The sequence below is a fragment of the Micromonospora rifamycinica genome (genome assembly GCF_900090265.1).
Lineage (GTDB): Bacteria > Actinomycetota > Actinomycetes > Mycobacteriales > Micromonosporaceae > Micromonospora > Micromonospora rifamycinica.
The window spans coordinates 4,645,511-4,670,698 of sequence record NZ_LT607752.1 but is presented as its reverse complement, the minus strand read 5'-3'; the positions used below and the strand labels follow the sequence as shown (position 1 = coordinate 4,670,698).

The window sequence follows — 25,188 nt, the reverse complement described above, 5'->3', positions numbered from 1 at the left end:
CGCGATCCCTCCCCCGGCCCGGGCGCCTACCGCCCCTGGTCCGCCCTGGTGACCAGGGCGTCCAGTAGCGCGGGTGTCACCGGCTCACCCGTCACGAGGACCCGGAAGTGGATCGGCCCGACCGTCTGGTCGACGAGGAGGTCGACGTCGACCTCGGCGGGCAGCTCGCCCCGTGCCACCGCCCGGTCGAACGGCACCCGGTCGCGGGCGCGCAGCCGTGGCAGCACCTCCGCGCGCAGCCGGGCGGCCAGCTCCGGGTCGTGCTGGGCCTGACCGGCCAGCGCCCGGAACACCGCGCCCGAGTCGGACACCTCGAGGAACCGGACCAGCTCGTCGAGGTGCGCCCGCAGGTCGGTGCGGAGGGCGCCGGTGTCGGGCAGGGTGAGCTCCTGGGCGCTGTCGGCGACGAACGCGTCGACCAGGATGTCGGTCTTGGAGCGCCACCACCGGTAGATCGTCTGCTTGGCGACGCCGGCCCGGGCCGCGATGCCCTCGATGGTGACCTTGGCATAGCCGGTTTCGGCGACGAGGTCGTCCGCCGCCTGGAGCACGGCCTCGCGGGCCGCCTCGCTGCGGCCGTGCCGGTTGCCGCGATGCATCGGGCGCTCCTTCCCCCTGAGGCGTCTTCCCGTGCGGGGTCCACGTCCCCCGAGACGTTACAAGGTCCGCCGCTTTACTAGACGCAACGTTGCGTCTAGTCTAGTGCTCATGACGACGACACTGTACGACCCCGCTGTCCGCGACCTGATCACCCGGCTGTTCACCGAGGCCGAGCGGGACGACGAGCGCTCACCGTGCCGGACCGCGCCCACCACCACCTCCCAGGAACGTGCCGACCTGCTCGAAGACGTCTACATGCCGATCTCGGCGCGCGGCGGCGACCTGCTCTACGCCCTGGTCCGCGCGGCCCGACCGCAGACGGTGGTCGAGTTCGGCACCTCGTACGGGATCTCGACGCTCTACCTCGCCGCAGCCGTACGCGACAACGGGGTCGGGCACGTCACGACGACCGAACTCAGCGCGACCAAGGTCAAGGCGGCCCGCGCCACCATCGAGGCGGCCGGACTCAGCGACCTCGTGACCGTGCTGGAGGGCGACGCGCTGACCACCCTCGGCACGGTCGGCGGCCCGATCGGTCTGGCGCTGCTCGACGGCTGGAAGGAGCTGTGCCTGCCCGTCCTGCGCCGGATCGAGGACCGGCTCGCCCCGGGCGCCCTGGTCGTCGGCGACGACTCGACGTTCGATTCGATGAGCGACTACGTGGCTTACGTCCGCGACCCGGACAACGGCTACGTCAGCGTCGACTTCCCGGTCGAGGACGGCATGGAGCTCAGCTGCTGGACGGGCCGCTGATCGCGCAGGTCAGATCGGACAGGTCGCCGCCGGGTCGCCGGGCCGGGATCGGGCGCTTCTCCAGCGCCCGGTGCAGCGCCACGGAACGCGACGCGGGGCCGTGACGGGGCTGTGGGGCGCAACGTCCGGCCGTGGTGCAGCCCGGCGTGGGTGCCCGGCCGGCGGATCGGCTCGGGCACCCAGTACGGGCTTCGACCCGGAGCTAGCTAGCGCAGATGCCGGGCGAAGAACCCGACCGCGTCCTGCCCGGCGAACGACGGAACACCGGTGTGTCCGCCCATGTTGGCGGACAGCGTCTTCTCTGCCGAGCCGAAGGCGTCGAACAGGTCCAGGGCCGCCTGCCGGTCATTGCCCTCGTCGTCCCACTGGAGCAGGACGTGCAGCGGAATGGTGACCCGTCGGGCCTCCTCGACCATCACGCGGGGCACGAGGCTCCCGGCGAAGAGGCCGGCGGCCACGATGCGCGGCTCGACCACCGCGAGCCGGATGCCGACGGAGATCACTCCCCCCGAGTACCCGACCGGGCCGCCGATCTCGGGTAGCGCCAGGAGGGCGTCCAGGGCGGTCCGCGTCTCCGGAACCGCCCGGTCGACGAGGGGAAGGACGAGGGCGTCGACGATCCCGTCGCTGACCGGTCCGCCCGCCTCCCTGGCCCGGCGCAGGTCGGCGCGGGCCTGCTCGGCAGCGGCCCACCGGGGCCTGGCACCACTGCCGGGCAGTTCGACGGCGGCGGCGGCGAAGCCCTCCGCCGCGGCCTGCCGGGCCCGGGCCGCCAGCCGGGGGTACATCGTGGGCAGCCCGAGCGGGGGGTGGCCGAGCATGATCAGCGGGACCGGCACGGCCGCGGAGGCCGACGCGGGCGTCCACAGGATGCCGGGAATCCCATCGAGGGTGAACTCGCGTTCGAGGACGCCGTCTTCGAGGCGCTGCTCGCTGGTGAATCGCATGGTGGTGCCCTTCGGGAGTGCACGTGGGCGGCGCTCCCGGACGATCTATCGCCCGACCGTGACCCCGCAGGGGAGCACCCATGTCGAAACGTTCACGGGTACCACCTCCTCGGTCTCTCGCACGGCATCAGGAAGCTAGCACCGGCGGCCGTGCTCCGCCACGGGAATTTCCATACGCCCGCGCAACGTCCCCGTGTCTTGAATGCAGACATGGAGCAGAGCGCAACGCTGTCAGCGCACGCCCCGTCGACCGGACGAGGAGCGTGACCATGAACCAGGACGACGCACGGGGTATCGACCGGCGACGGCTCGTCACCTGGGGCGGGATGGCCGCCGCCGGGATGGTCGCGGCGGCGGGCGGGCCGTTGGTGGGTGCCGGGACCGGCCACGCCGCCCCGGCCCGCCCCGGCCCGGCCGGACGCGACCGCATCCCGCCGGACACCCGACCCGGCGGGGCCTACGACCGGTACGTGGCGCGGTTGGCCGCCGAGGGCAGGTTCTCCGGCGTGGTGCTGCTGTCCCACCGGGGCCGGACGGTGCTGTCGCGCAGCTACGGCATGGCCGACCGGGAGCGGCGGATCCGCAACCACGAGGGCACCGCGTTCAACCTCTCCTCGGGCAGCCAGCCCTTCCTGTCGGTGGCGGTCCTGCGGTTGGTGCAGCAGGGGCGGGTGACGCTGTCCGACCCGGTGGGCGCCCACCTGACCGGGCTCGCCGGGCCGATCGCCGAGCAGGTGACCCTCCACCACCTGCTCACCAGCACCTCCGGGCTGGACGCCCCGATGCCGGACTGGCAGCGCGTCTTCCACAGCCGGGAGGAGGTGCGCGGGTACCACGAGCAGTGGGTGCGGCAGGCGACGCTGGCGGGCGTGCCCGGCACCGGGTCCAACGGCCACCTTCCCGGCGGCGGCGTGGGCCTGGCCATGGCCGCGCAGGTCGTGGAGGCGGTGTCCGGCATGACGTTCTGGGACTACGTGCACGAGCATGTCTTCGGGCGCTGCGGGATGACCGGCTCGGCGTACTACTCGCGGGACCAGTGGCTCACCGACGAGCACATCGCGCACCCGTACCTGCGGCAGGCCGACGGTAGCCTGGTGGACGCCGTCCGCAACCTGGACGAGGGCAGCCTGGATCCGAACATCCTGGGCCGCAACCCGGGCCGGGGCTTCATCGGGTACGCCTCGGGCGACGGTTTCGCCACCGCGCCGGACCTCGTCCGGTTCGCCGAGGCACTGCGCGACGGCACGGTGCTCGACCGGCCCTACGCCGATCTGTTCGCCGGGGCCAAGCTCCCCGGCCCGGAGCCCACGGCCTACGAGGGCTACACGATGCCGGTGAGCATCGTCAACGGTCAGTGGGTGATCGGCCGGGGCGGCGGGGCCGGTGGCGTCGGCGCGAACTGGAGCATCTACCCCGACACCGGGTGGGTCGGCGTCGTCCTCGCCAACAGCGACGGCGTACCCGTGCTGGACATCTGCCTGCGGGAGGCCGCGGCCGTCACCGGCGGCCCGGTCGGACCGCCCGGTGGCGGGGGCGGCGGCTGAGCGGTCCGGCGGGCGCGGGAGCGGGACCTGCCGGGGTCGGCGCGCCGGGGCATGGAGAAACGCATACGCCGCCGCAACAACGCTCCGGCTTCGATGGGGGCATGAGCAACCCTGCCTCCCCGTCCGCACCGCCGCGCCCGATCCGCACGGTCGCGCTCGCCAGCCTGGGTGTCCTCGGGCTGGCGGGCGCGGCGTTCGCCGTCCGACGGCCGCTCATGATGTCCGCTCCCCCGTGCCTGGCCGGACGGTGGCACGGCTGCTACGACACGTTCAACGGGGTGGTGCTGATGACGCTGGTGGGCCTGCCGCTGGCGGCCCTGGCGGTGTGGACGCTGGCCCACCTGCGTCGGGCGACCGGCGGCACCTCCGCGTGGCGGAGGTCGCTGACCGAGGTGGGCATGGTCTACGGGACGGCGCCGTTCGTGTGGATGGTCCTGATGCCGGGAGCGGCACCGGGCACCGGCCCCGGCCGGGTGAGTCTGGTCCCGTTGCGGGACCTGGTCACGATGGGGCCGGTCGGGATCGGCGGCAACCTGCTGGTCTCCGCGGCGCTGGGGTTCTTCGCCCCGGTGCGGTTCCCGGCGCTGGCCTCGGTGCCGCGGATCCTGGCGCTCGGGGCGGGCTGCTCGGTTCTGGTGGAGACCGCACAGTACGTCCTGCTGCTGGACCGGGTCTCCTCGGTGGACGACGTACTGGTCAACACCACCGGCGCCGTGCTGGCCGGGTTGGCGTCCCGCCACTGGTGGCGCACCGGGCCGGCGACGGCGTCGGGCCGGCGATCCGGACCCACCGGTACGACGCTCGTCCGACCATAGGCTGCCCGCATGCGCGTACTGATCGTGGAGGACGAGCCCTACCTGGCCGAGGCCGTCCGGGACGGCCTGCGGCTGGAGGCGATCGCCGCCGACATCGCCCCCGACGGCGACGCGGCCCTGGAGCTGCTCGGCGTCAACCACTACGACCTCGCGGTCCTCGACCGGGACGTCCCCGGCCCCTCCGGCGACGAGGTCGCCCGGCGCATGGTCGCCTCCGGCAGCGGCATCCCGATCCTCATGCTCACCGCCGCCGACCGGATCGACGACAAGGCGTCCGGCTTCCAACTAGGCGCCGACGACTACCTGACCAAACCGTTCGACCTGCGGGAACTCGTGCTCCGGCTCAGGGCACTCGACCGCAGACGCGGGTACTGCCGGCCGCCGGTCCGCGAGACCGCCGGCCTGCGGGTCGACCCCTTCCGCCGGGAGGTCCTGCGCGACGGCCGTCCGGTGGCGCTCACCCGGAAGCAGTTCGCCGTGCTGGAGGTCCTCGTCGCCGCCGAGGGCGGGGTCGTCAGTGCCGAGGAACTGCTGGAACGGGCCTGGGACCTCAACGCCAACCCGTTCACCAACGCCGTCCGCATCACCGTCTCCACCCTGCGCAAACGGCTCGGCGAACCATGGATCATCGGCACGGTGCCGGGTGTCGGCTACCGCATCGACACCGGCCCCGGCGACGGGGGCACGGGAGCGGAGCGTGACTAGGGAGCCCGGTCCCAGCGTCCGCCTCAAACTGACCCTCAGCTACGCCGGGTTCGTCGTGCTGGCCGGTGGCCTGCTCCTCACCACCGTGTGGGTGTTCCTGCTGCGGTACGTACCCGAGGTGATCGACGCCCCCGCCACCCCCGCACCGACCCCCGGGAGTTCCCGGCTGCCCGCCCCCGTCATGTTCGTACCGAACCGCTCCGACCTGCTCCGCGCCTTCGCCCCGAGAGCGGTGGTGGTGCTGGCCCTGCTGCTGTTCTTCGGCCTGCTGGGCGGCTGGCTCCTCGCCGGCCGGATGCTCGCGCCACTGACCCGGATCACCCGTGCCACCCGGATGGCCGCGCACGGGTCGCTGTCCCACCGGATTCGCCTGGAGGGACGCGACGACGAGTTCCGGGAACTCTCCGACGCGTTCGACTCGATGCTCGAACGACTCGAGTCCCACGTCGCCGAGCAGCAGAGGTTCGCCGCGAACGCCTCCCACGAACTGCGGACCCCGCTCGCGGTGTCCCGGGCGCTGCTCGACGTCGCCCGCCGGGATCCCGCCGCGGGGCGGGGGGACCTCATCGACCGACTGCACACCGTCAACCAGCGGGCGATCGACCTCACCGAGGCTCTGCTGCTGCTCAGCCGCGGCGACCGTGGTGTCTTCGCCCGCGAACGCCTCGACCTCTCACTGCTCGCCGAGGAGGCGACCGAGACGCTGCTCCCGCTCGCCGAACGGCGTCGGATCACCCTGGACGTCTCCGGTGGGGCGGCCGGCACCAGCGGCTCCCCCGAGCTTCTGCTACGGATGGTGACCAACCTCGTGCAGAACGCCATCGTCCACAACCTTCCGGCCGGCGGCACCGTGTCGGTCCACACCGAGGCGCACGGCGACACGAGCGTGCTGCGGATCGGGAACACGGGCCACCGGCTCCCGCCCGAGCTGGTGCCGACCTTCACCGAGCCCTTCCAGCGCGGGACCAGACGCGTACGCACCGACGAACACGCCGGCGTCGGCCTGGGCCTCGCCATCGTGCACAGCATCGTCCGCGCCCACGCCGGAACCCTCGACCTCGCCCCCAGCCCACGGGGAGGCCTCCTGGTCACGGTCCGACTGCCCGGCACGCCGTAGTGTCCTCCCCCGGCGGTCCGAACCCGGCACGAGACCCCCGGCCACCTTGCCCATTCATGCATGTACATCTATTCTTTGGCGGCCCGGCACCTGCCGGGGCAGACAGTCGACAGATCGTCGAATCGCTTCGACAACCCCGCGTGACGGTGGGCTCGAAGACGGGAGATCCTGGTGACATCCACACTCCGGAAGGTGCAGTTCGCCTTCCTCTCCGGCGTACTGGCGCTGGCCGGTTCCGCCGTCGTGACGACGAGTTCCGCGTCGGCCGACAGCATGACCCAGCTCAACGCCACCCAACTCGTCGCCGGCATGGGGGCCGGCTGGAACCTGGGCAACGCCCTGGAAGCCAACGCCAACGGGATCCCCAGCGAGACGGCGTGGGGCAACCCGGTCGTGACGCAGGCCTTCATCGACCGGGTACGCGCGGCGGGCTTCACGACGATCCGCATCCCGGTCTCCTACCTCGGAAACATCGGCTCCGCCCCGAACTACACGGTCAACGCCGGCTGGCTCAACCGGATCAAGGAAATCGTCGACTACGCCTACGGTCGCGGCCTGTACGTGCTGATCAACATGCACGGCGACGGCTACAAGACCATCAACGGCTCGTGGCTGATCTGCGACGCGTCGAACCAGACGACGATCAAAGACAGGTACCAGAAGGTCTGGCAGCAGGTCGCGACCCGGTTCCAGAGCTACGGCGAGCGCCTCGTCCTCGAATCCATGAACGAGGAGTTCGACGGGCAGTACGGCAACCCCACCCAGCCGTGCTACTCGAACATCAACGCCTACAACCAGATCTTCGTGGACACGGTCCGCCGGACCGGCGGGAACAACACCTCGCGTTGGCTGCTCGTCCCCGGCTGGAACACCAACATCGACTACACCGTCGGCAACTACGGCTTCGTGCTGCCGACCGACCAGTACCGGTCGTCGTCCATCCCGGCCAACGAGCAGCGGCTGATGATCTCCGTGCACTACTACGACCCCTGGGACTTCGCCGGTGAGGAGAACGGCACCATCACGCAGTGGGGGCCGGCCGCCACCAATCCGGCCCGGAAGTCGACCTGGGGGCAGCAGGACTTCATGGACGGGCAGCTGAAGAAGGTGCGCGACACCTTCGTCGCGCGTGGCTACCCGGTCTTCGTCGGCGAGTACGGATCGGTCGACAAGACGTCCGCCGACCCGACGAACAACAGGTACCGCGCGGACTACGCGCGCACCCTGGTGGCCACCGCCAAGAAGTACGGGGCCGCCACCGCCTACTGGGACAACGGCTACAACGGGGCGTACGGGTTCGGGCTGTTCAACCGCAGCACCGGCAGCGTCACCCAGCAGGGCATCATCGACGCCATCATGAGCGCCGTCGGCACCACCCCGCCGACCACCCCGCCGCCGACCACCACCGCGCCGCCACCGACCACCACCCCGCCGCCGACCACCACCCCGCCGCCGACCACGACCCCGCCGCCGTCGGGCGGGCGGTCCTGCGCGGCGTCGTACACGGTGACCGGTCAGTGGCAGGGCGGCTTCCAGGCCGAGGTACGGGTGACCGCCGGCAGCTCCGCGATCAGCGGCTGGACGGTGACCTGGACGTTCGCCAACGGGCAGCAGGTGACGCAGGCGTGGAGCGCGACACTGACCAGCAGCGGCCCGACGGTCACCGCCCGCAACGTCAGCTACAACGGCGCGCTCGGTGCCGGCGGCAGCACGACCTTCGGCTTCCTGGCCTCGGCGGGCGGCACCAACGGCGTACCGGCGCTGTCCTGCACGGCGAACTGAGCGTGCCCTGGACCGGCGCTGTCCTGCACGGCGGTTGAGCAGACCCTGAACCGGCGGGGCCGGGAGGTGCGACCAGGGGCCTGACCGGCCACGACGGCGGTCAGGCCGCTGGCCGCCCGGCGCGGGTGCGCCGCTCGGCGGGACGAGGCTGTCGGTACGCGTCCCGGCCGGGATCCGATCGGACCCCGGCCGGGACGTCCCGGTCAGTCGACCTGTCCGGCGTGCCGCCGACGGCGGGTCAGCAGGACGAGGACGACGCCGAGGAGCGCGAGCACCGCCCCGGCGGCCAGCGGCGTGGTGACGACGTCACCGGTCACCGGCAGGTTCCGCGGGACGTAGCGGAAGGTGAGCCCGTTGGAGGCGCCACCGTCGGTGTTCACCACGACCGTGGTGTCGCCGGCCGCGCAGGGCGGCGTGCGGAAGGTCAACGAGCGACCGTCCGTCGCCACGGTGACCTGGCTGGCCGGGATGACCGCGCCGCAGATGGTGACAGTGGTCCGGCCCGGCACGAACCCGGAGCCGCCGACCGTCACGGTCGTACCGCCGTCGGTCGGCCCCTGGCCCGGGGTGACCGTGTCGATGCGCGGCGGGGCGGCCTCGTAGCTGAACCCGCCCGGTTCGGTGACGTCGTCACCCGGCAGCTGCACGGTCACGTCCACCGGGCCGACCGGGCCGGGTGGGGTGACCACTGTCAGTGAGGTCCCGTCGGGGCTCACCACCAGGTTGGTGCCCGGTGTGCCACCGAAGTCCACACCGGTCGCGCCGGTGAGGCCGGTGCCGGTGATGGTCACCGTGGTGCCGCCGGTGGTCGGTCCGGTGCCCGGCACGATGGAGGTGATCGTCGGTGCGACGTACGTGAACGGCGGCGCCCCGGCGGTGCCGGCCGGGAACACCAGTCGCACCTCCGCCGGCCCGGCCGTGTTCGGCGAAGTCACCACGGTGATCGTGGTGCCGGCCGGGTCGACGGTGAACCCGGTGCCGGGCACCCCGTCGAAGGTCACCCCGGTCGCCCCGGTGAAGCCGGTGCCGGTGATGGTCACCGTGGTGCCGCCCGAGGTCGGCCCGGTCGTCGGGGTCAGCCCGGTCACGTCGGCGGCGCTGCCGTCAGCGAGGTAGGTGTAGCCGAGCGGTGCCGCCGTACCGGCGTCGGTGCTCACCAGCACGACGGCCGGCCCCACCGCACCGGGCGGGGTGACGGCCGTCAGGGAGGTGCCGCCCGGGGCGACCGTGACGCCGGTGGCCGGCAGCCCGTCGAAGGTGACGGTCGTGCCACCGGGGACGAAGCCGGATCCGGTGATCGTCACCGTCTGGCCGCCCGCCTGCGGACCCTCGTCCGGCGTGATCGACGCGGCGGTCGGCGGCGCTGCCACGTAGGTGAAGCCGCCCGGGGCGGTGGCGTTCGCGCCCGGGAGCAGCACGGTGACGTCCACCGGGCCGACCTGCCCCGGCGGTGTGACCACGGTCAGCGAGGTGCCACCCGGGTCCACGACGAGGTTGGTGCCCGGGGTGTCGCCGAAGGTCACTCCGGTCGCCCCGGTGAAGCCGGTACCGGTGATCGTGACCGTGGTGCCGCCGGCGGTCGGGCCGGTGTCCGGCACGATCGAGGTGATCGTCGGCGCGACGTAGGTGAACGTCGGCGCGGTCACCCGACCGTCCGGGAAGACCAGCTCGACCAGGGCCGGCCCCGCCGGGTTCGGCGGGGTCACCACCGTGATCGTGGTGCCGGCCGGGTCGACGGTGAACCCGGTGCCGGGCAACCCGTCGAAGTCCACGCCGGCCGCGCCGGTGAAACCGGTGCCGGTGATCGTCACGGTCGTGCCGCCGACGGTGGGTCCGGAGGTCGGCGTGAGGCCGGTGACCGTCGCTCCGCTGCCGTCGGCCAGGTACGTGTAGCCCAGCGGCGCGGTCGCGCCGTTCACCGTGCTGACCACCACCTGCGCGGGGCCGACCGCGCCGGGCGGGGTGACCGCCGTCAGCGAGCCGCCACCCGGTGCCACGGTGACGCCGGTCGCCGGCACGCCGTCGAAGGTGACCGTGGTGCCGTCCGGGACGAAGCCCGTACCGGTGATCGTCACCGTCTGGCCGCCCGACTGCGGACCCTCGTCGGGGGTGATCGTCGCGGCGGTCGGCGCGGCCGGCGGACGTTCACAGCTGGCCTCGGCCACGATCACGGTTCCGACGGGGATGGTGGTCGGGACACCGAGGACGGTGCCCGACAGGGTGAGGACGGCCCGTACCGCGATCGCGGTCGCGCCGGTGGCGGTGGTCGTCTCGACGCGGGTCAACGCGGCGTCCAGGCTCGCGCCGACCAGCCCCGGCACCACCACTGCGGCGCTGCCCACGACGGCGGGGGTGTTCGCCGTCAGGGTCACCGCCGAGCCGAACAGCTCCAGCCCGACGAGCGTGGTGTCCGCGCTGGTCGCGCCGACCTGCGGGCAGACCGCGGTGGCGGTGGCCTCGGCGGTGTCCAGCACGTCGATGCCGAGCACCGTCAGGTTGAGGGCGGTGACGCTGGCGGACGCCGACGAAGCGTCCGCCGCCCGGGTGGCGGTGACCTCCGCCACGGTGCCGCTGGCGGTCACGCCGAGCGCCCCCGGTACCGACACCGCCAGCAACGTCTCGGTGTCGGTGCCACCGGCGGCCGGCGCGGTGGCGGTGCCGATGGTGGCGGCGGCGGAGATCACCGCTGTGCCGAGCACCTCGGCGGACAGGTCGACGACGACACCGCGGGCGGTCGCGTCGCCGGGTGCCGCCCGGGCCGGCGTCCCCACCCCCAGGGTCGCCAGGCCGGCGACCAGCACCGCCGTGGACGCGCTCGTGATTCTTCGCAGGACAGGCCTCACCGATTTCCCCCGTTCAGATGCGGATGACGGGTCTGCTCGGTGTCGCGGCAGCCGTCAACGACTGAACGAGAGGGAATCGGACAAGTTACGCATAAAGGATTTATAACTATCGGCGCCCCGGCCCGCCCCCGGCGGCACCGCTCCGCGAAACCGCGCCCGGCCCCGACCGGCCGGTCGGGGCCGTCGACACCCGGGGAGATCGACCGATGCGGTCGCCGGGGACACCGCCACGGAGGCGCGGTCGCCCCGCCCGCCTGACGACCACCGGCGGGTCGAGTGTCCGTGCCCTGTGGACGGATCGTGGGCGGAACCCCCGGCGGCACTGGCCTGCGGCGGAATCCCGCCGCGCTGCAGGGGTGGGAAACTTCCGATTATAGTGGCGGCGGTCACGTCACTGTGGTGATGGGGAAAGGTGGCAATGGAACGGCCGGAGTGGGCACCAGCAGATGTCGACCTCAGTCGGCCGAGCGTGGCCCGAGCCTACGACTACTGGCTCGGCGGCTCGCACAACTTCGAGGTCGACCGGGAGTTCGCCCGGCAGGCCCTGGCCGCGGTGCCGGACCTCCGTCTGGTCGCGCGGGCGAACCGCGAGTTCCTGCACCGCGCGGTGCGCTTCATGCTCGACGAGGGGATCCGGCAGTTCCTCGACATCGGGTCCGGCATCCCGACGGTGGGCAACGTGCACGAGATCGCCCAGCAGGTGGATCCGGACACCCGGGTGGTCTACGTGGACATCGACCCGGTGGCGGTGACCCACAGCACGCACATCCTCGCCGGCCAGCCGAACGCGATCGCCCTGCTGGAGGACCTGCGCCACCCGGACGCCATCCTGGGCCACCCCGAGGTCCGCCGGCTGCTGGACCTCGACCAGCCGGTCGGCCTGCTGCTCGTCTCGGTCGTGCACGCGGTTGCCGACGAGGACGACCCGTACGGCGTGATCAGGCGACTGTGGACGGCGCTGGCCCCCGGCAGCTGCGTGGCGATCAGCCACGTCACCACCGACAGCCGGCCGGACGAGATGGGCGAGGGCACCCGGCTCAGCGGCCGGACGAACACCCCGGTCACCGCCCGTACCCGCGCCCAGGTGGAGGACTTCTTCGCCGGCCTCGACCTGGTGGAACCCGGTGTGGTGTGGTCACCGCTGTGGCGTCCCGAGTCACCGGCCGAGGTCGGCGAGCATCCGGAGCGGATGAGCTTCTACGTCGGGGTCGGGCGCCGCAGGTGAACGATCGGCCCGACGCCGACGGGGTCGACGACCGGCACCGGCCGGGCGTCGAGCAGTTCGTCACGGCGTGGGCTGTGGCCCTGCACCGGGCGCACTACGTGCCGATCAGCGCCGCCCAGCGGCACCGCATCGTGGCCGGGCTGGCGGACCGCCTGGTCACCGCGGTCCTCACCGAACCGGCCGAGCCGGGCCACGGCCGGCGGATCGGTGCCGACCTGGTGGCGGCCGGCTTCGGGTCACCGGAGGCGCTCGGCGGCACGATCGCGGTCATCGGCTCGCGGTTCCTCGACGAGCTGGCCGTCGGGGCCGATCCGGCCCGCGCCGCCCGGCTGAACGACCTGCTGGCCGAGCTCGCGGCGGGCTTCGCGGCGGCCGCGCACGACCGCACCCTCCGCGCCCAGGAGACGGTCCGGCTGGCCGCGCTGGCCGCCCGCACCAAGGCCGAGGAGGCGCTCCGGGTCAGCGAGACCAGGTTCCGCCGCTTCGCCACCCACGACACGCTGACCGGGCTGCCCAACCTGACACTCTTCACCGAGCAGTTGGGCCGCCTGTCCGCCGCCGAGGTGCCGATCGGCCGGGTGGGCGTCTGCTGCCTCGACGTCGACGACTTCGCGGCGGTCAACGACGTGCTCGGCCACCAGGTCGGCGACCTGCTGCTCCGCGAGATCGCCGACCGGCTCGGCGCGCTCACCGACCGGCGGATCGACCTGGTGGCGCGGCTGGACAGCGACCGGTTCGCGATCCTGGTCCGCGACACCACCTGCGCCGAGGACACCGTCAAGATCGCCGATCAGGCGCTCGCCGCGGTCGCCGCCCCGTTCCGGGTCAACGGCACCGAGGTGCCCCTGACGGCGAGCGCGGGAGTGGCCGAGGCCACCGTCGCCGACGGTGCCGCCGCGGCCCTGATGCGCGCCAGCGAGATCGCGCTGCACTGGGCCAAGGCGGACGGGAAGGCCACCCTGCGCCGGTTCGACCCGGACCGCAGCGAGGCCGACGCCGCGCGGTACCGGCTGTCGGCGGCCATGCCGGCGGCGCTGCGGCGGGGCGAGTTCATGGCCGCCTACCAGCCCATCGCCGACCTCCGCACCGGTCGGCTGGCCGGGGTGGAGGCGCTGGCCCGCTGGCAGCATCCCCGGCTCGGCCTGCTCAGCGCGGCCCGCTTCATCGAGCTGGCCGAACGGACCGGCCTGGTGGTCACGCTCGGCGCACAACTGTTGGAGCAGGCGTGCCGGCAGGCCAGCCGGTGGCAGCGGGTCCGACCCGGCCTGTACGTGAGCGTGAACGTGTCGGTCCGCCAGCTCCACCAGAACGGCCTGGCCGGCGCGGTGGCGCAGATCCTCGACCGGACGGGCCTGCCGCCGCACCTGCTCCAACTGGAGGTCACCGAGCAGGCCGTGATCGACCCGAGCGGCGTGGTGACCGAGACCCTGGCGGCGCTGATGACGATCGGCGTCCGGGTCGTCATCGACGACTTCGGCATCGGCTACGCGAACCTGGCCAATCTCCGGTCACTTCCGCTGCACGGCCTCAAACTGGACGCCAGTCTGACCCGCTCGTCGGCGCAGCCGGCCAGGCGGCCGGGGGACCGCCGCCCCGGCACGGACGACGAGTTCCTCAGCACCGTGGTGTCGCTCGGGCACAAGCTCGGCCTGGTGGTGACCGCCGAGGGCATCGAGACCGCCCAGCAGGCCCGCCAGTTGGCGTCGACCGGTTGCGACAACGGGCAGGGTTGGCACTTCGGGCGTCCGGTGCCGCCCCAGGAGATCACCGCCGGCATCGTCGCGCGCGGGCACCGCGAGACCGTGCCCCACGACACCGGGCCGCCGCCGGTTCCCCTCCGGCGGCTCTGACGCCGGGACGGTTCGGCCCGCCCCCACCCGGGCCGTCGACCAGCGGTCGGATTCGGCCCGCCCGCACGGGACGGCGACGAGCGGTTTCCCGCCGGCCCGGCGTCAGGTGGCCGGGCGGTCCCGGAGGGGGCGGCCGGACCACCGTCAGCCGGCGCCGAGACAGACGAACGCCGCGGCGGTGGCCCGGCTGGTGCCGTCACCGGGGGCGACGAAGGCCTGCTGGGCGTCGGCGAGCGCCTGGGCCGGACGGCTACCGGCCCGCATCCGTCGGTGCAGGTCCAGCATGAGCGCGGTGGTGGGCTCGGCCGGCACCGGCAGCACGGTGGCGATCAGGCACCGTGCGCCCAGGGCGAGCAGCACGGCGGTGAAGCCCATCACCTCGTCGCCGGGCCGGACCCCGGTCAGCCCCGAGTCGCACGCGGAGAGCACCACGCAGCCGGGCGGCCGGGAGACCCGTTCCCACTCGTACGCGAACAGCGGCCCGTCGGCCAGCTCCAGGGTGGAGAACTGCGGGTTGTCGGCGCGGAAGGTGCCATGGGCGGCGATGTGGACCAGGCCGGCCCCGTCCAGCGCGGCGGTCAACGCGTCGGCCGTGGCGTCCGGGCCGGTGAGCAGGGTGGCCCCGGGCAGGACCTGCGCGAGCCGGCGTACCTCGGCCCGGCCGGCCGGCAGCCGCGGACCGCAGGCCAGGACGGAGGGGCCGGTCGACGGTCGCCGGCCATCCGCCCGCAGCCAGGCGGTGGCCGACGGGGCGACCGTCACGGGGCGTCCGGCGCAGGTCGGCAACCCCGACCACGGTACGGCGTGCAGGGCACCCACCGGCACGATCACCAGGGGGCGGTCGCCCAGTTGCCGCCGCAACGGATCGAAGAGCTGCCGGTCCAGGGCGGCGGCGGCGTGGTCGGCCCCGGCCCGCGCGGTGCTCGTGTCGCCGGTGGTGACCAGCCGGCGCAGCGCGAACCGGTGCCGGCGGGCCAGGTGCACCGCCCCGGTGAGCGGGCCGAGGTCGTGCAGGCCGGCCCGGCCGTCGCGGACCAGCACCGCCCGGAGCCGGTCGCCGTGGGCGACCAGTTCGACCAGCACCCGGGAGCCGAGCCGCCCGGCGAGCACGCCCACCCCGGGCGGGGTCACCACGCCGACCCCGCCGGGCACCCGGCGGGCCAGGTCCTGGATGCGCCGTTCCAGCCGGGCCTGCCGGCTGCGCAGGGCGTGCGCCGGCCGACCGGCCAGCACCGCGTCCTCCAGCAGGCTGCTGACCAGCCGGAGTTCGGTGAGCGCCGCGAGCAGGTCCGGGTCGTCCGGGGGCAGCGCCGGCCGCATCCGCAGGGTGTTCGCCCGCCAGCGTTCGGCCCAGGCCAGGGTCCGGGCCGGGGCGCCGGCGCGGATCGCGATGTCGAGGCCCTCGGCGGCCAGCTCCTGCCCGTACGTCCCGCTGTGTGCCCGCAGCTCCGTGGCACCGAGCGACGTGCGGTGCCGGTCGAGGACGGCCAGCCCCCGGCGCAGTGCGCGGGCCGCACCGGGATCGTCCCCGGTGAGCCGGCGCGACCGGGCCAGGGCGTACCAGCCCTGGGCGCGGCGGGGGGCGGTGCCCCGGCGACGGGCCTGGGCGGCCAGCTCCAGCAGGGCCACGGCCCGGTCGACACGCCCCGTGGCGGCGGCCAGCAGGCCGGCCTCGATGCGGGTGGTCAGCGCCGGACCGGGCCAGCCGGTGGCGTCGAGCTGGCCGGCCGTCCGCACCATCGCGGTGAGCAGGGCCGCCGTCCGGGTGCCCCGGCGGAACTCCGCGCGCAGCTCGACGTGCCGCGCGAAGGCGGCCCAGGTGCGGCGGCCCTGCCGCCGGAAACGGACCCGGGCCTGGGCGGCGGCCGCGGTCGCGGTGTCCAGGTCGCTGGCGAGCAGCGCGGCCCGGGCCCGGGCCAGCAGCGCCTCGGCGAGGTCCGAGGCCATTCCCCTGCGGTGGAGTTCCCGGACCGCGACGGCGGCGACCTCGACCGCCTCGTCGAGCAGCGGCACCGACAGCAGCAGCTCGAACCGGTCCAGCAGGAGCGCCGGGCGGGGCACGGCGAGCCGCCGGTACTCCTCGTCGACGTCGGCGAAGCACCGCAGGGCCACCGCGATGTCGCCGCGTTGCCCGGCGGCGATGCCGCCGTTCCAGCGGGCGTCCGCCGCCGCGAGGTCGAGCCCGAGCCGGTGGAAGACCGCCGCCGCCCGGGACAGGTCGTCGTCGGTGCCTCCGGAGCCGCGGTGCGCGTTGAGCAGCCCGCGGTTGTTGCGGGCCCGGGCCTCCAGCAGCGGGTCGTCCTCGCGCTGGGCGATGTCGATGGCGATGCCGTAGTCGCGCACCGCCTCGGCGTAGCGTCCGCGGTAGTGCAGCACCACCCCCCGCTGCATCCGGGCGCGGCCGGCGTCGGCACCGGTGAGCTGGGGCAGCGCGGCGGTCACCGCCCGCAGTGCCGCGGCGGTACGACCAGCGTTGGCCAGCACGTACCCGAGGCTCATCCGGGCCAGTGCCCGGGTCCGGGGGGTGCCGGCGGCCCGTACCGCCCGGCGCAGGTGACGCAGCGCGCCGGTCAGGTCGTTGAGCTCGCGCAGGGCCAGGCCGATGGCCCGCTCGGCGGTGGAACGCTCGTCGTCGGTGGCGGTCTGGCTGGCGAGCACCTGCTGGGCGATGGTGATCGCTTCGGGTGGGTATCGCTGGACGGCGTCGAGCGCCGCCTGGGCCGCCGGGGCACCGGAACCGGTGCTGTCGGGCATGTCCTAGAGAGTCCACGACGGACAGCCGCGAGTCAACGTCCGGAATCCATCGCGGGAATCTTGTCAATGGGTGTCCTGCGGGATTGCGCCAATTGACAACCGGCGATGGTGCGGAATAATTGGCGGTCGGGGAATTCGCCGCGCCCGCCATCGGTGGGCACGCTTCTCGCAAGAGCATGGAGGATCCGTGCCGCCGTCCGACCACCCCACCGTGCCGGAGCCGGGCGGCCGGCTGTCCCGGCGGCGGATCCTGGCGCTGTCCGCGCTGGCGGCGGCGGCCCCGTTCGGCGTGGTGCCACGCCCGGCCCCGGCCCTCGGCGGCGACTCCGACGCCACCGCCTACCAGCAGGCCTTCGAGGCGGCGCTGGCGGCCGACCAGAACGTCCGCCGGTACACCGCACCCGGCCGGGAGATCCTCTACCGGCCCCGCCAGCTGCTCGCCGCCGACGCCGACGTCAAACGGGTCACCGCCTGGCTGCGCAACCAGAACCACCCGGTGACGGTCGGCGCCGGCTTCGCCGGTGTCACCCGCCTGTTGTTCGACCGGGAGACCGACATCCCCGGCCTGGTGACAAAACTGCGCGACCCGCGCCAGTGGCCCGGCCAGACCGTCCCGGCGGTGCAGCCGCACCACGTGCTGCTCGGTCTCGGCAACATCATGGGCAACCCGGGCACGCCACCCCGCGCCGCCGCGGCGCTGCCGCCACCCGACCCGACCCGGCTCGACCAGGGCGCGGGCGTCACCGTGGGGATCTGCGACACCGGCATCTGGCGGCAGGCCGGCACCTGTCACCCCCAGTGGCTCGGCGGCGCCTACCTGCCGCAGACCGACGACGAGGACCCGCTCTACCTGCACACCGACGTGCTCGCCCTCCAGGGCGGGCACGGCACCTTCATCGCGGGGCTGGTCCGGCAGGCCGCGCCGGGGGTACGCGTCGACCCGGAGCAGGCGCTGGATCCGACCGGCGTGGGGGACGAGTCGACGGTGGTGGCCGCCCTGGGCCGGCTCGCCCCGCAGGTCTCCGTGTTCAACCTCTCGCTGGGTGGGTTCACCCTGGACGACCAGCCCTCCCTGCCGCTGGCCAACGCGGTGGCCGCGCTGCCGGCGACGAGCGCCGTGGTCGCGGCCGCGGGCAACGCCGGCACCAGCCGTCCGCTCTGGCCCGCCGCCCTGGACCGGGTGCTGGCGGTCGCGGCGGTCAGCCAGACGAGCGGCGGGCTGGTGCCGGCGGCCGACAGCTGCTTCGGCCCCTGGGTGGACGCCTGCGCCCTCGGTGAGCGCCACAGCACCTACGTCGAGGGTCAGCTGCTCCTGCCCGGCCGACCGGTGCGGCAGTTCCACGGGTTCGCCGTCTGGGCCGGCACCTCGTTCGCCACCGGGCACGTCTCCGGGCGGCTCGCCGCCCTGATGACCGGCGGGGACCTCAGCGCGGCCGAGGCCCGCACGGCCCTGCTCGCCGCTCCCCGCTGGCATCCCGACTACGGGGTGCTCGTCGGATGAGCCGCGTCAGGGGTCGGGCGGTGGCCCGGTGACCGGCACCAGCGTGACCAGCCTGCTCGCCGCCGCCGCCGGTGGCGACGAGGAGGCCTGGGCCGAGCTGGTACGCCGGTTCACCCCGCTCGTGTACTCGGTCATCCGGGCGTACGACCTCGGTCCGGCCGACGCGGCCGACGTCAACCAGACCATCTGGCTCCGCCTGGTCGAGCAGCTCGGCCGGGTACGGGAACCCGAGGCGCTGCCGGGCTGGCTGGCCACCACGACCCGGCGCGAGTGCTACCGGGTGTCCCGGCTGAGCCGGCGGGCACAGCCCGTCGACCCGTACGACGATTCGCTGGAGACCTACCACGGTTTCGCCCGGGAGGCGGCAGCGGTCGCCCCGGACGACGAGTTGCTGCGGGCGGAGCGGCGGCAGGTGTTACGCGCGGGCTTCGTGCAGCTCCCGTCCCGCTGCCAGGCGCTGTTGGCGCTGCTGACGGCCGATCCGCCGATGAGCTACCGGGAGGTCGCCGCCCGGTTGGGCATCCCCCTCGGCAGCATCGGCCCCACGCAGGCCCGTTGCCTGCGTAGGCTGCGGGAATGCCCGGCGATCGTCGAGTTCCTCGGGGCGTCAGTCATCGGTACGAACGGGGGTGAGCCGGATGGAGCCGTGGCCGCCGGTCGATGACGAGGCGCTGACGACGGAGCTGGGCGCGGCGCTGTGGGACACCGGGCCGGTCTCGGAGGCGTACCTGAGCGCGGCGTTGGCGGCGTTCACCTGGCGTACGGTGGATTCCGAGCTGGCCGTCGCCGAGCTGACCTTCGACTCCGCGGTGGACGCCGAGCTGGTCGGCATGACCCGGTCCGCCGCGTCCGCCCGGACGCTCTCCTTCCGCAGCGGATCGGTGGTGGTGGAGATCGAGGTGACCGACGCCGGGATCGTCGGGCAGCTCTCCCCCTCCAGCGGTGGACGGGTGAGTGCCCGTACCGCCGCCGGCACCTACGACGAGGCGCCGGTGGACGCGGTGGGTTTCTTCTCGTTGGGCGTACCGCCGTCGGGTCCGGTCCAGTTGTGTGCACGCACCGTCGGGTACGCGGTCTCCACCGCCTGGGTCTGCCTGCGCTGACCGTCGCTGCCCGGTCGGTCGCGTGGCCGGTCGGTCGCGTGGCCGGTCGGTCGCGTGGCCGGTCGGTCGCGTGGCCGGTCGGTCGCGTGGCCGGTCGGCCCCGGCCTTGAGGACGCGGGTGGGGCGCGGACCGGTCGGCCCACGCCCCACCCGGTGTACTGACGATCGCGCTAGCCCCGCTGCTCGGACTCCAGCAGGTACTGCACCCCACCGAGGTCGGCCCGTTCCGTCCCGTCGGCGTCCGGCCCGAACTGGGTCACGTTGAGCGCGGCGCCCCTGGCGAGATCGGTGTCGGCCGAGAAGGCCAGGGAGAACTCAAGGCGCTCACCGGGCTTCAACACCAGCCCGCTGATGCTGGCCCGTGCCGGCTCCACGATCTCCAGCTCGGTCTTGCCGACCTGACGGATCCCCGTGCCGACCTTGCCCGTGGCCTGCCAGCGCTCGAACAGGGTCGGGCCGAGGTCGACGAAGACCCGGGCCCCCTGCACCTGCGCCGCCGCCTGGGTGAAGACCAGGTCGTTCTTGGTCTCTACGGCGGTCACGTTGCCGATGGCGAACGGCCGGACCACCCGCGGCCCGCCCGAGACGACCCGGACCGAGTCGACGTTGCGCCAGGCGATGTTGTTGTTGTACTGCGTGTTGACGCTGGTGCTCGGACCCTCGAAGGTCATCGGGTCGGTGGGCGACACCCAGCGCGCCAGCAGGCAGAAGTGGCCCGGTCCGGGCACCCCGGTCCACGGGATGGTCACCGTGGTCACGCCCGGGTAGACGGGCACGCTGACCGCGCCGATCTGGGTCCAGTGTGTCGGCCAGGTGGCACCGCCGCCCGGGGTCGTCCGGTAGACCCGCAGGACCCCGTTGTCGATGCCCGAGCCGTACGGGCCGTTGTTGCGCACCTTCAGGAAGAGGTAGTTGGTGACCCCGACCCTCGGGTTCTGGCTGACCGAGCACTCCACCGCCGTCGGGCAGACCTTGATGTCGGGGCTGGCCCACAGCGGACTGTACGAGTGCGGCTGGATGCCGGTGTCGGCGGCGACGTCCTTGAGGTAGACGTCGGTACGGGCCGCAGCGGCGGCCCTCTCCTGCGGTGCCTGCCGGGGTGCCGCGCCGGCCGCGGTGACCGCCAGCAGGCCGGCCAGCGCCGCGCCCGTGAGGACGGCCAGCGTGGAGCGGCGGATCCGTGTTCCTCTTGTGCCCATGACAGGTGCTCTCCCATCGACGGGGGACGCCGAGTCCGGCGGGTTTCCATGCCGTGTCGGCGCGATGACGTAGAGCAAGAGTCGGGGCCGCTCCGGGAAATACCGCCGCCGGGGCTGCCCGCAGATGACGCCAGGACCGGCAAAAGAGACGCACTTCGATGGCTTGGGCCGGGTCCACCGCGCCGGCCAGGCGACGCGGCAGTTGGCGCATGTCCGCGCGACCGCCAGGATGGGCGGGTGACCTCCCGCACCACCCCGCCCGAGCCCGCCGGACCCGTGGCGTACGGCGAGGACGTGGTGGTGAGCGCACACGGTTGCTACGAACTCGTCGACCACGACGGGGCACCGGAGATCCTCCCGGACGCCGCGACGGGCAACGGGGTGGTGGCGCTGGGGTCGACCGGGGCGCTGATCAGCACCGGCACCTTCCACGGCCCGTTGCGGGTGCGACTGGAGATCCACCGCAGGTCACCGCGCGTCCGGGCCGACGGATGGCACCGCATCGTGGAGGTCAGCCAGCACACGGTCAGCGGCATGGTGTCGGTGGACTCCCACTTCGCCGACCCGCCCCCGCAGCTCCCCACCTTCGTCGGCGCCCCCGACTCCTGGTACCGGATCCGGATCCACGTCGCGGGCGGGCACGCGGTCGGGCACCTGCCGTTCGGCCCCGGTCACCCCGTCGAGCGGCACCTCATTCAGATCTGGCCCACGGAGAAGGCGGCAATGCCGACCGAAGAGTGAGACATGTTGGCGCTTATCGATGTCTTGCCGCATTGTTGAGCCATGGTTGGCGTCCCCTCGTCCCCGCCGTTCCGGCGCGCCCGGCCCGGCCTGGTGGCCGCCGTCGTCTCGTCGATCGCGGTGCTCGGTGCCGGGCTGACCGCCGGTCCGGCGGCCGGTGCGGGCACCGCGGCGCCCGTCCCGGCGGCGATCGGGCACCCCGCGCCCGCAGGCGTCGCGGCGCCCGTCCCGGGGCAGGCCACGGCCACGCCGCCGGGTCCGACCGCACCGTCCACCACCCCGAACACCTCGCCCTTCCCGCCGGGTGCCCCCACGAACGTCGCCGCCAGCCAGGTGCGGACGGGATCGGTCACCCTCACCTGGACGGCCGCGACGCCCGGCTGTTGCGCCATCGTCGGCTACGACATCACGTACTACATGGCCTTCGACGACGTCGTCATGTCGGCCAGCGTCGGGAACGTCACCACCACCACGATCAGCAACTACATCGGCGCGGGCCGGCAGTACTCGTTCCGGATCTCCGCCCGGGACAGCGTCGGGCACCGTTCCGTCTCGTCGGACACGCTGACCGTGGTCACCCCGGTGACCGACACCGGACCGGACACCACCCCGCCATCCGCTCCGCAGAACCTGACCATCGGCGACGTGACCGACTCGACCGCGACGCTCTCCTGGTCGCCGTCGACCGACGACGTCGGCGTCCGCGGCTACAACGTCTACCGCTTCGACGGCTGGTTCACCTCGGTCGTGGTCGCCACCGTCCCCGTCACGACGTACACCGTCACGCTCCCGACGTCGACCCCGCTGCGCAACCTGTTCTACGTGCGGGCCCGCGACGCGGCGGGCAACGTGTCGATCGCCTCCAACACCGTCACCGCGCCGACGACGTCCACCCCGCCCACTCCGCCCACCCCGCCGCCGCCCACCTGCCGGGTGGGCTACCAGAACCAGTCCGAGTGGCAGGGGGGCTTCGTCGCCGTCGTGACGGTCCAGAACGTCACGGCGACACCGGTCGACGGCTGGACGCTCACCTTCGACCTCCGGGGGGACCAGCAGATCACCTCCGCCTGGAACGCCACGGTCGACCAGAGCGGTACGACGGTGACGGCCAGCAACGTCGACTGGAACCGGGTCCTCGCGGCGAACGGCTCGGCGAGCTTCGGCATGCAGGGACGATGGAACACCAGCAACGCGCCGCCGACCGGTTTCGTGCTCAACGGCAGGCCCTGCACCGTCGGCTGAGCGCACGCCGCCGGGGCGGCCCCCGGGCGTGGGCCGGTGACCCGGGGTCACGTCCGGGCCGGCAGCCGGGTACGCGGGTCGCCCTGCTGCACCGCCTCGACGACGGCGAAGCCGACCCCGAGCACGGTGAGCAGCAGCAGGGAGACGACGGACGGCAGCGCCACCGTCAGCGGTGCGAGCACGGTGACCACCCCCGCGCCGATGGACCGGTGCCGGCTGGTGGTCCGGAAGATCCGTAGCCAGAACAACTGGTTGCCGGCCAGGTACAGCGCCACGCCGAGGAACAGCGTGTAGTGGCCCAGTAGGGCGCTGTGCCGCTCCTGGGAGGCGGCCAGGGTCTGGTGGAGACCGTAGGCGACCAGGACGATGCCGGCCACCATCGGCAGGTGCAGGTAGGTGTAGGCGTCCCGGGCGGTGCGTATCCGGCGGTCCCCCGCCAGGGCCGCGAGCGCGATCCGGGCCGCGTCGATGCCGGTGAAGTAGCTCCACCACAGGGTGCCGAGGGCCACCACGGTCGCGACGACGACGATCAGCGTGGGGGCGGAGATCGGCCGGTCGTCGAAGGCGACGCCAATGGAGAGGACCGCTTCGCCGAAGGCGATCAGGATGACCAGGGCGTGCCGGTCGGCCCAGTGCCGGACCAGGCGGATCTGCCACAGCCGCTCACCGGCCCGGTAACCGCCGACGTACTGTACGACCAGCGCGGCGGCCCAGAGCAGCGTCATGGCCGGATGGCGGCTCACCCGTTCGGGGGCGATCACCTCGATGACGGCGATCCCGGTCAGGATCAGGAGGGTGGCCGTGGTGGCGGCCACCCGGCTGTGGCCGCCCCGCAGGTCGGGATTCTCGCGGACGATCTGCCGGAAGATCAGCCCCTGCATGAGTTGGATGACGATGTAGCACCCGATGACCAGGAGGGGTCCGGGCAGGCTGTCGGGCAGTGGGACGAACGCCTGGGGGATCGCCAGCCCGATCAGCAGCACCGCCATCATGATCCCCGCCGTGCTCAGTCGTAGCAGCGTGCTGTCCTGCCGGACCGCGTTGGCGAGCCAGGTGTACGACGTCCAGGCCCACCAGAGCAGCGCCAGCAGGATCATGCCCTGGGCCAGTCCGAGCAGCGTCGGAAAGCGGTTCATCACCGCGGTGACCTCGATGAAGGCGTAAACGAACACCAGGTCGACGAAGAGTTCCCGGGGTTCGACCGACCCGACGGGGAGGTCGCCCTCGACGGACGCGTGGAGTCGGCGGTGCCGATGCCGGAAGGCGGTGTTGTCCAGCACCAACATCGCGCAGGCGGCGACGACCAGCACCACGAGCGCCTGCACCTCGGATAGCCGTCCGACCACCGTCAACAGCACCGCCAGCAGCGCCACCCCGGTCAGCGGACCGCGGCCCAGCAGCCGGACCGCCCGCCACTCCACCGCGACGAGCGCGCCGAGGTAGAGCAGCACCCCGCCGTACAGGATGATGGTGCCGGCCGAGGGCCACGGGTGCGTGCCGCCCGGGGTGCCGTGCGTGTTGAGGTGCTTGAGCCCCAGCGCAAAGAAGATCAACCCGCCGATCATGGGCAGGTGCAGCCCGCTGTAGACGTCGCGCCCGACCCGGGCGCGGTCCTTCCCGGCACTGGCGTTCAGCGCCCGTTCGATGATCACCTTGGCCAGGTCGAAGTAGCTCCACCACAGCACGAAGACCACGGTGATGCCCAGTACGGCACCGCCCGCCAGCTGGGCGGTCACCGGGCGGTCCACCCCGAGCCCTTCGCTGGCGCCGATCGAGATGATCGTCTCGCCGAGCGCGATGAGCACGATGAGGGCGTGCCGTTCGGCCAGGTGCCACGGCGAGACGACCCGCCAGCCACCTCGGCTGGCCACCACGAGGATGAGCGAGTCGATCAGGAGGGCTCCCGCGAACAGCGCCATCTGCACCGGTGCGGCGTCGACCGTCACCGGGAGCAGGGGCGGCACCACGGCGGAGGCGAGCAGCACCAGCCCGCCGACGATGAAGATCAACCATGCGACCACCACCGACCGCCGTCCGCCCTCGCCCCGGTGGCTGACGAACGTGAGGACGACCATGGCGGTCGCCCGGATCAGCAGGTATCCACAGATCAGCACCAGCGGGCCGGGCAGCCCGCCCGGCCGGTCGGTGAACGCCTCGGGTATCGCGACCCCGATCACCATCAGGGCGGCGGCGATGCCGAGCATGATCGGGGGCATGATCCCCCGGTCGAGGTGCACCACGTTGCCGAGCCACACACACGGTGTCCAGCAGTGCCAGAGCAAGAGGATCACGAGTACGCCCTGGGCCAACCCGAGAGGGCTGAAGTGCGCGCCCATCAGCGTGGTGACGGCCAGGAACGCGAACACGAAGAGCAGGTCGACGAAGAGCTCGACCCAGCTCACATCGCCGATGGCCCCGGGGTCACGGGCCACCAGACGCCGCCCCCCGGCTGTCGGGTGGGGCGCGG

The 25,188-nt window shown here is 73.4% G+C and carries 19 protein-coding genes; 13 read left to right on the top strand and 6 right to left on the bottom strand.

Annotation, left to right across the window (positions count from 1 at the left end):
* Positions 1 to 26 precede the first annotated feature (26 nt).
* On the bottom strand, positions 27 to 599 hold the full coding sequence (locus GA0070623_RS19405) for a TetR/AcrR family transcriptional regulator (RefSeq protein WP_067304113.1): 573 nt from the start codon (positions 597 to 599) through the stop codon (positions 27 to 29).
* Positions 600 to 708: 109 nt separating this feature from the next.
* On the opposite strand from GA0070623_RS19405, the gene GA0070623_RS19400 reads away from it, so the two are divergent.
* On the top strand, positions 709 to 1,353 hold the full coding sequence (locus tag GA0070623_RS19400) for an O-methyltransferase (protein WP_067304110.1): 645 nt from the start codon (positions 709 to 711) through the stop codon (positions 1,351 to 1,353).
* A 206-nt stretch (positions 1,354 to 1,559) separates the two neighbouring features.
* Here the strand turns inward: GA0070623_RS19400 and GA0070623_RS19395 are convergent, their stop codons facing one another.
* On the bottom strand, positions 1,560 to 2,300 hold the full coding sequence (locus GA0070623_RS19395) for a hypothetical protein (RefSeq protein ID WP_067304108.1): 741 nt from the start codon (positions 2,298 to 2,300) through the stop codon (positions 1,560 to 1,562).
* 269 nt (positions 2,301 to 2,569) lie between these two features.
* On the opposite strand from GA0070623_RS19395, the gene GA0070623_RS19390 reads away from it, so the two are divergent.
* The 5 genes from GA0070623_RS19390 (at position 2,570) to GA0070623_RS19370 (ending at position 8,263) form a co-directional block, all read left to right on the top strand.
* Positions 2,570 to 3,844, top strand: a complete 1,275-nt coding sequence (locus GA0070623_RS19390; protein ID WP_067304105.1) for a serine hydrolase domain-containing protein — start codon at positions 2,570 to 2,572, stop codon at positions 3,842 to 3,844.
* 101 nt (positions 3,845 to 3,945) lie between these two features.
* Entirely contained in the window at positions 3,946 to 4,659 is a 714-nt protein-coding gene (locus GA0070623_RS19385) for a VanZ family protein (protein ID WP_067304103.1), read from the top strand.
* A gap of 9 nt (positions 4,660 to 4,668) precedes the next feature.
* The gene (locus GA0070623_RS19380) at positions 4,669 to 5,364 is read left to right on the top strand and encodes a response regulator transcription factor (protein WP_067304100.1); all 696 of its coding nucleotides are present in this window, start codon (positions 4,669 to 4,671) and stop codon (positions 5,362 to 5,364) included.
* Positions 5,357 to 6,481: a sensor histidine kinase gene (locus GA0070623_RS19375; protein WP_067304098.1), complete on the top strand. Its 1,125-nt coding sequence runs from the start codon at positions 5,357 to 5,359 to the stop codon at positions 6,479 to 6,481. Before GA0070623_RS19380 ends, GA0070623_RS19375 begins: the two co-directional genes overlap by 8 nt.
* Before the next feature lie 171 nt (positions 6,482 to 6,652).
* The gene (locus tag GA0070623_RS19370; RefSeq protein ID WP_067304094.1) at positions 6,653 to 8,263 is read left to right on the top strand and encodes a cellulase family glycosylhydrolase; all 1,611 of its coding nucleotides are present in this window, start codon (positions 6,653 to 6,655) and stop codon (positions 8,261 to 8,263) included.
* A gap of 203 nt (positions 8,264 to 8,466) precedes the next feature.
* Here GA0070623_RS19370 and GA0070623_RS19365 read toward each other — a convergent pair whose 3' ends face one another.
* A complete protein-coding gene (locus GA0070623_RS19365) occupies positions 8,467 to 11,106 on the bottom strand; it encodes an IPT/TIG domain-containing protein (protein ID WP_084261129.1) in 2,640 nt (879 codons plus the stop codon).
* Between the two features lie 418 nt (positions 11,107 to 11,524).
* On the opposite strand from GA0070623_RS19365, the gene GA0070623_RS19360 reads away from it, so the two are divergent.
* Both GA0070623_RS19360 and GA0070623_RS19355 read left to right on the top strand, forming a co-directional pair.
* A complete protein-coding gene (locus tag GA0070623_RS19360; RefSeq protein WP_067304088.1) occupies positions 11,525 to 12,331 on the top strand; it encodes an SAM-dependent methyltransferase in 807 nt (268 codons plus the stop codon).
* Positions 12,328 to 14,181 carry a putative bifunctional diguanylate cyclase/phosphodiesterase gene (locus GA0070623_RS19355; protein ID WP_067304084.1) on the top strand — a complete coding sequence of 618 codons (1,854 nt, stop codon included), beginning with the start codon at positions 12,328 to 12,330 and terminating at the stop codon, positions 14,179 to 14,181. The genes GA0070623_RS19360 and GA0070623_RS19355 overlap by 4 nt, the downstream gene beginning before the upstream one ends.
* Positions 14,182 to 14,325: 144 nt before the next feature.
* On the opposite strand, the gene GA0070623_RS31440 is transcribed toward GA0070623_RS19355, so the two are convergent.
* Positions 14,326 to 16,935, bottom strand: a complete 2,610-nt coding sequence (locus GA0070623_RS31440) for a CHAT domain-containing protein (RefSeq protein ID WP_067304080.1) — start codon at positions 16,933 to 16,935, stop codon at positions 14,326 to 14,328.
* Between the two features lie 187 nt (positions 16,936 to 17,122).
* Between GA0070623_RS31440 and GA0070623_RS19345 the strand changes: the two genes are divergently transcribed.
* Genes GA0070623_RS19345 through GA0070623_RS19335 form a run of 3 tightly spaced genes read left to right on the top strand, consistent with a single transcriptional unit; the run spans position 17,123 to position 19,539 of the window.
* Positions 17,123 to 18,436, top strand: a complete 1,314-nt coding sequence (locus tag GA0070623_RS19345; protein WP_231932469.1) for a S8 family peptidase — start codon at positions 17,123 to 17,125, stop codon at positions 18,434 to 18,436.
* Between the two features lie 28 nt (positions 18,437 to 18,464).
* A complete protein-coding gene (locus GA0070623_RS19340) occupies positions 18,465 to 19,100 on the top strand; it encodes an RNA polymerase sigma factor (protein WP_067304077.1) in 636 nt (211 codons plus the stop codon).
* Positions 19,075 to 19,539: a hypothetical protein gene (locus GA0070623_RS19335; protein ID WP_067304074.1), complete on the top strand. Its 465-nt coding sequence runs from the start codon at positions 19,075 to 19,077 to the stop codon at positions 19,537 to 19,539. The genes GA0070623_RS19340 and GA0070623_RS19335 overlap by 26 nt, the downstream gene beginning before the upstream one ends.
* Positions 19,540 to 19,709: 170 nt before the next feature.
* Here GA0070623_RS19335 and GA0070623_RS19330 read toward each other — a convergent pair whose 3' ends face one another.
* Positions 19,710 to 20,738: a hypothetical protein gene (locus GA0070623_RS19330; RefSeq protein ID WP_089004124.1), complete on the bottom strand. Its 1,029-nt coding sequence runs from the start codon at positions 20,736 to 20,738 to the stop codon at positions 19,710 to 19,712.
* A gap of 237 nt (positions 20,739 to 20,975) precedes the next feature.
* On the opposite strand from GA0070623_RS19330, the gene GA0070623_RS19325 reads away from it, so the two are divergent.
* Entirely contained in the window at positions 20,976 to 21,479 is a 504-nt protein-coding gene (locus GA0070623_RS19325; protein ID WP_089004123.1) for a hypothetical protein, read from the top strand.
* 42 nt (positions 21,480 to 21,521) lie between these two features.
* A complete protein-coding gene (locus GA0070623_RS19320; protein WP_067309210.1) occupies positions 21,522 to 22,721 on the top strand; it encodes a cellulose binding domain-containing protein in 1,200 nt (399 codons plus the stop codon).
* A 47-nt stretch (positions 22,722 to 22,768) separates the two neighbouring features.
* Here GA0070623_RS19320 and GA0070623_RS19315 read toward each other — a convergent pair whose 3' ends face one another.
* Entirely contained in the window at positions 22,769 to 25,123 is a 2,355-nt protein-coding gene (locus GA0070623_RS19315) for a low temperature requirement protein A (protein ID WP_067309213.1), read from the bottom strand.
* Positions 25,124 to 25,188: the final 65 nt, after the last annotated feature.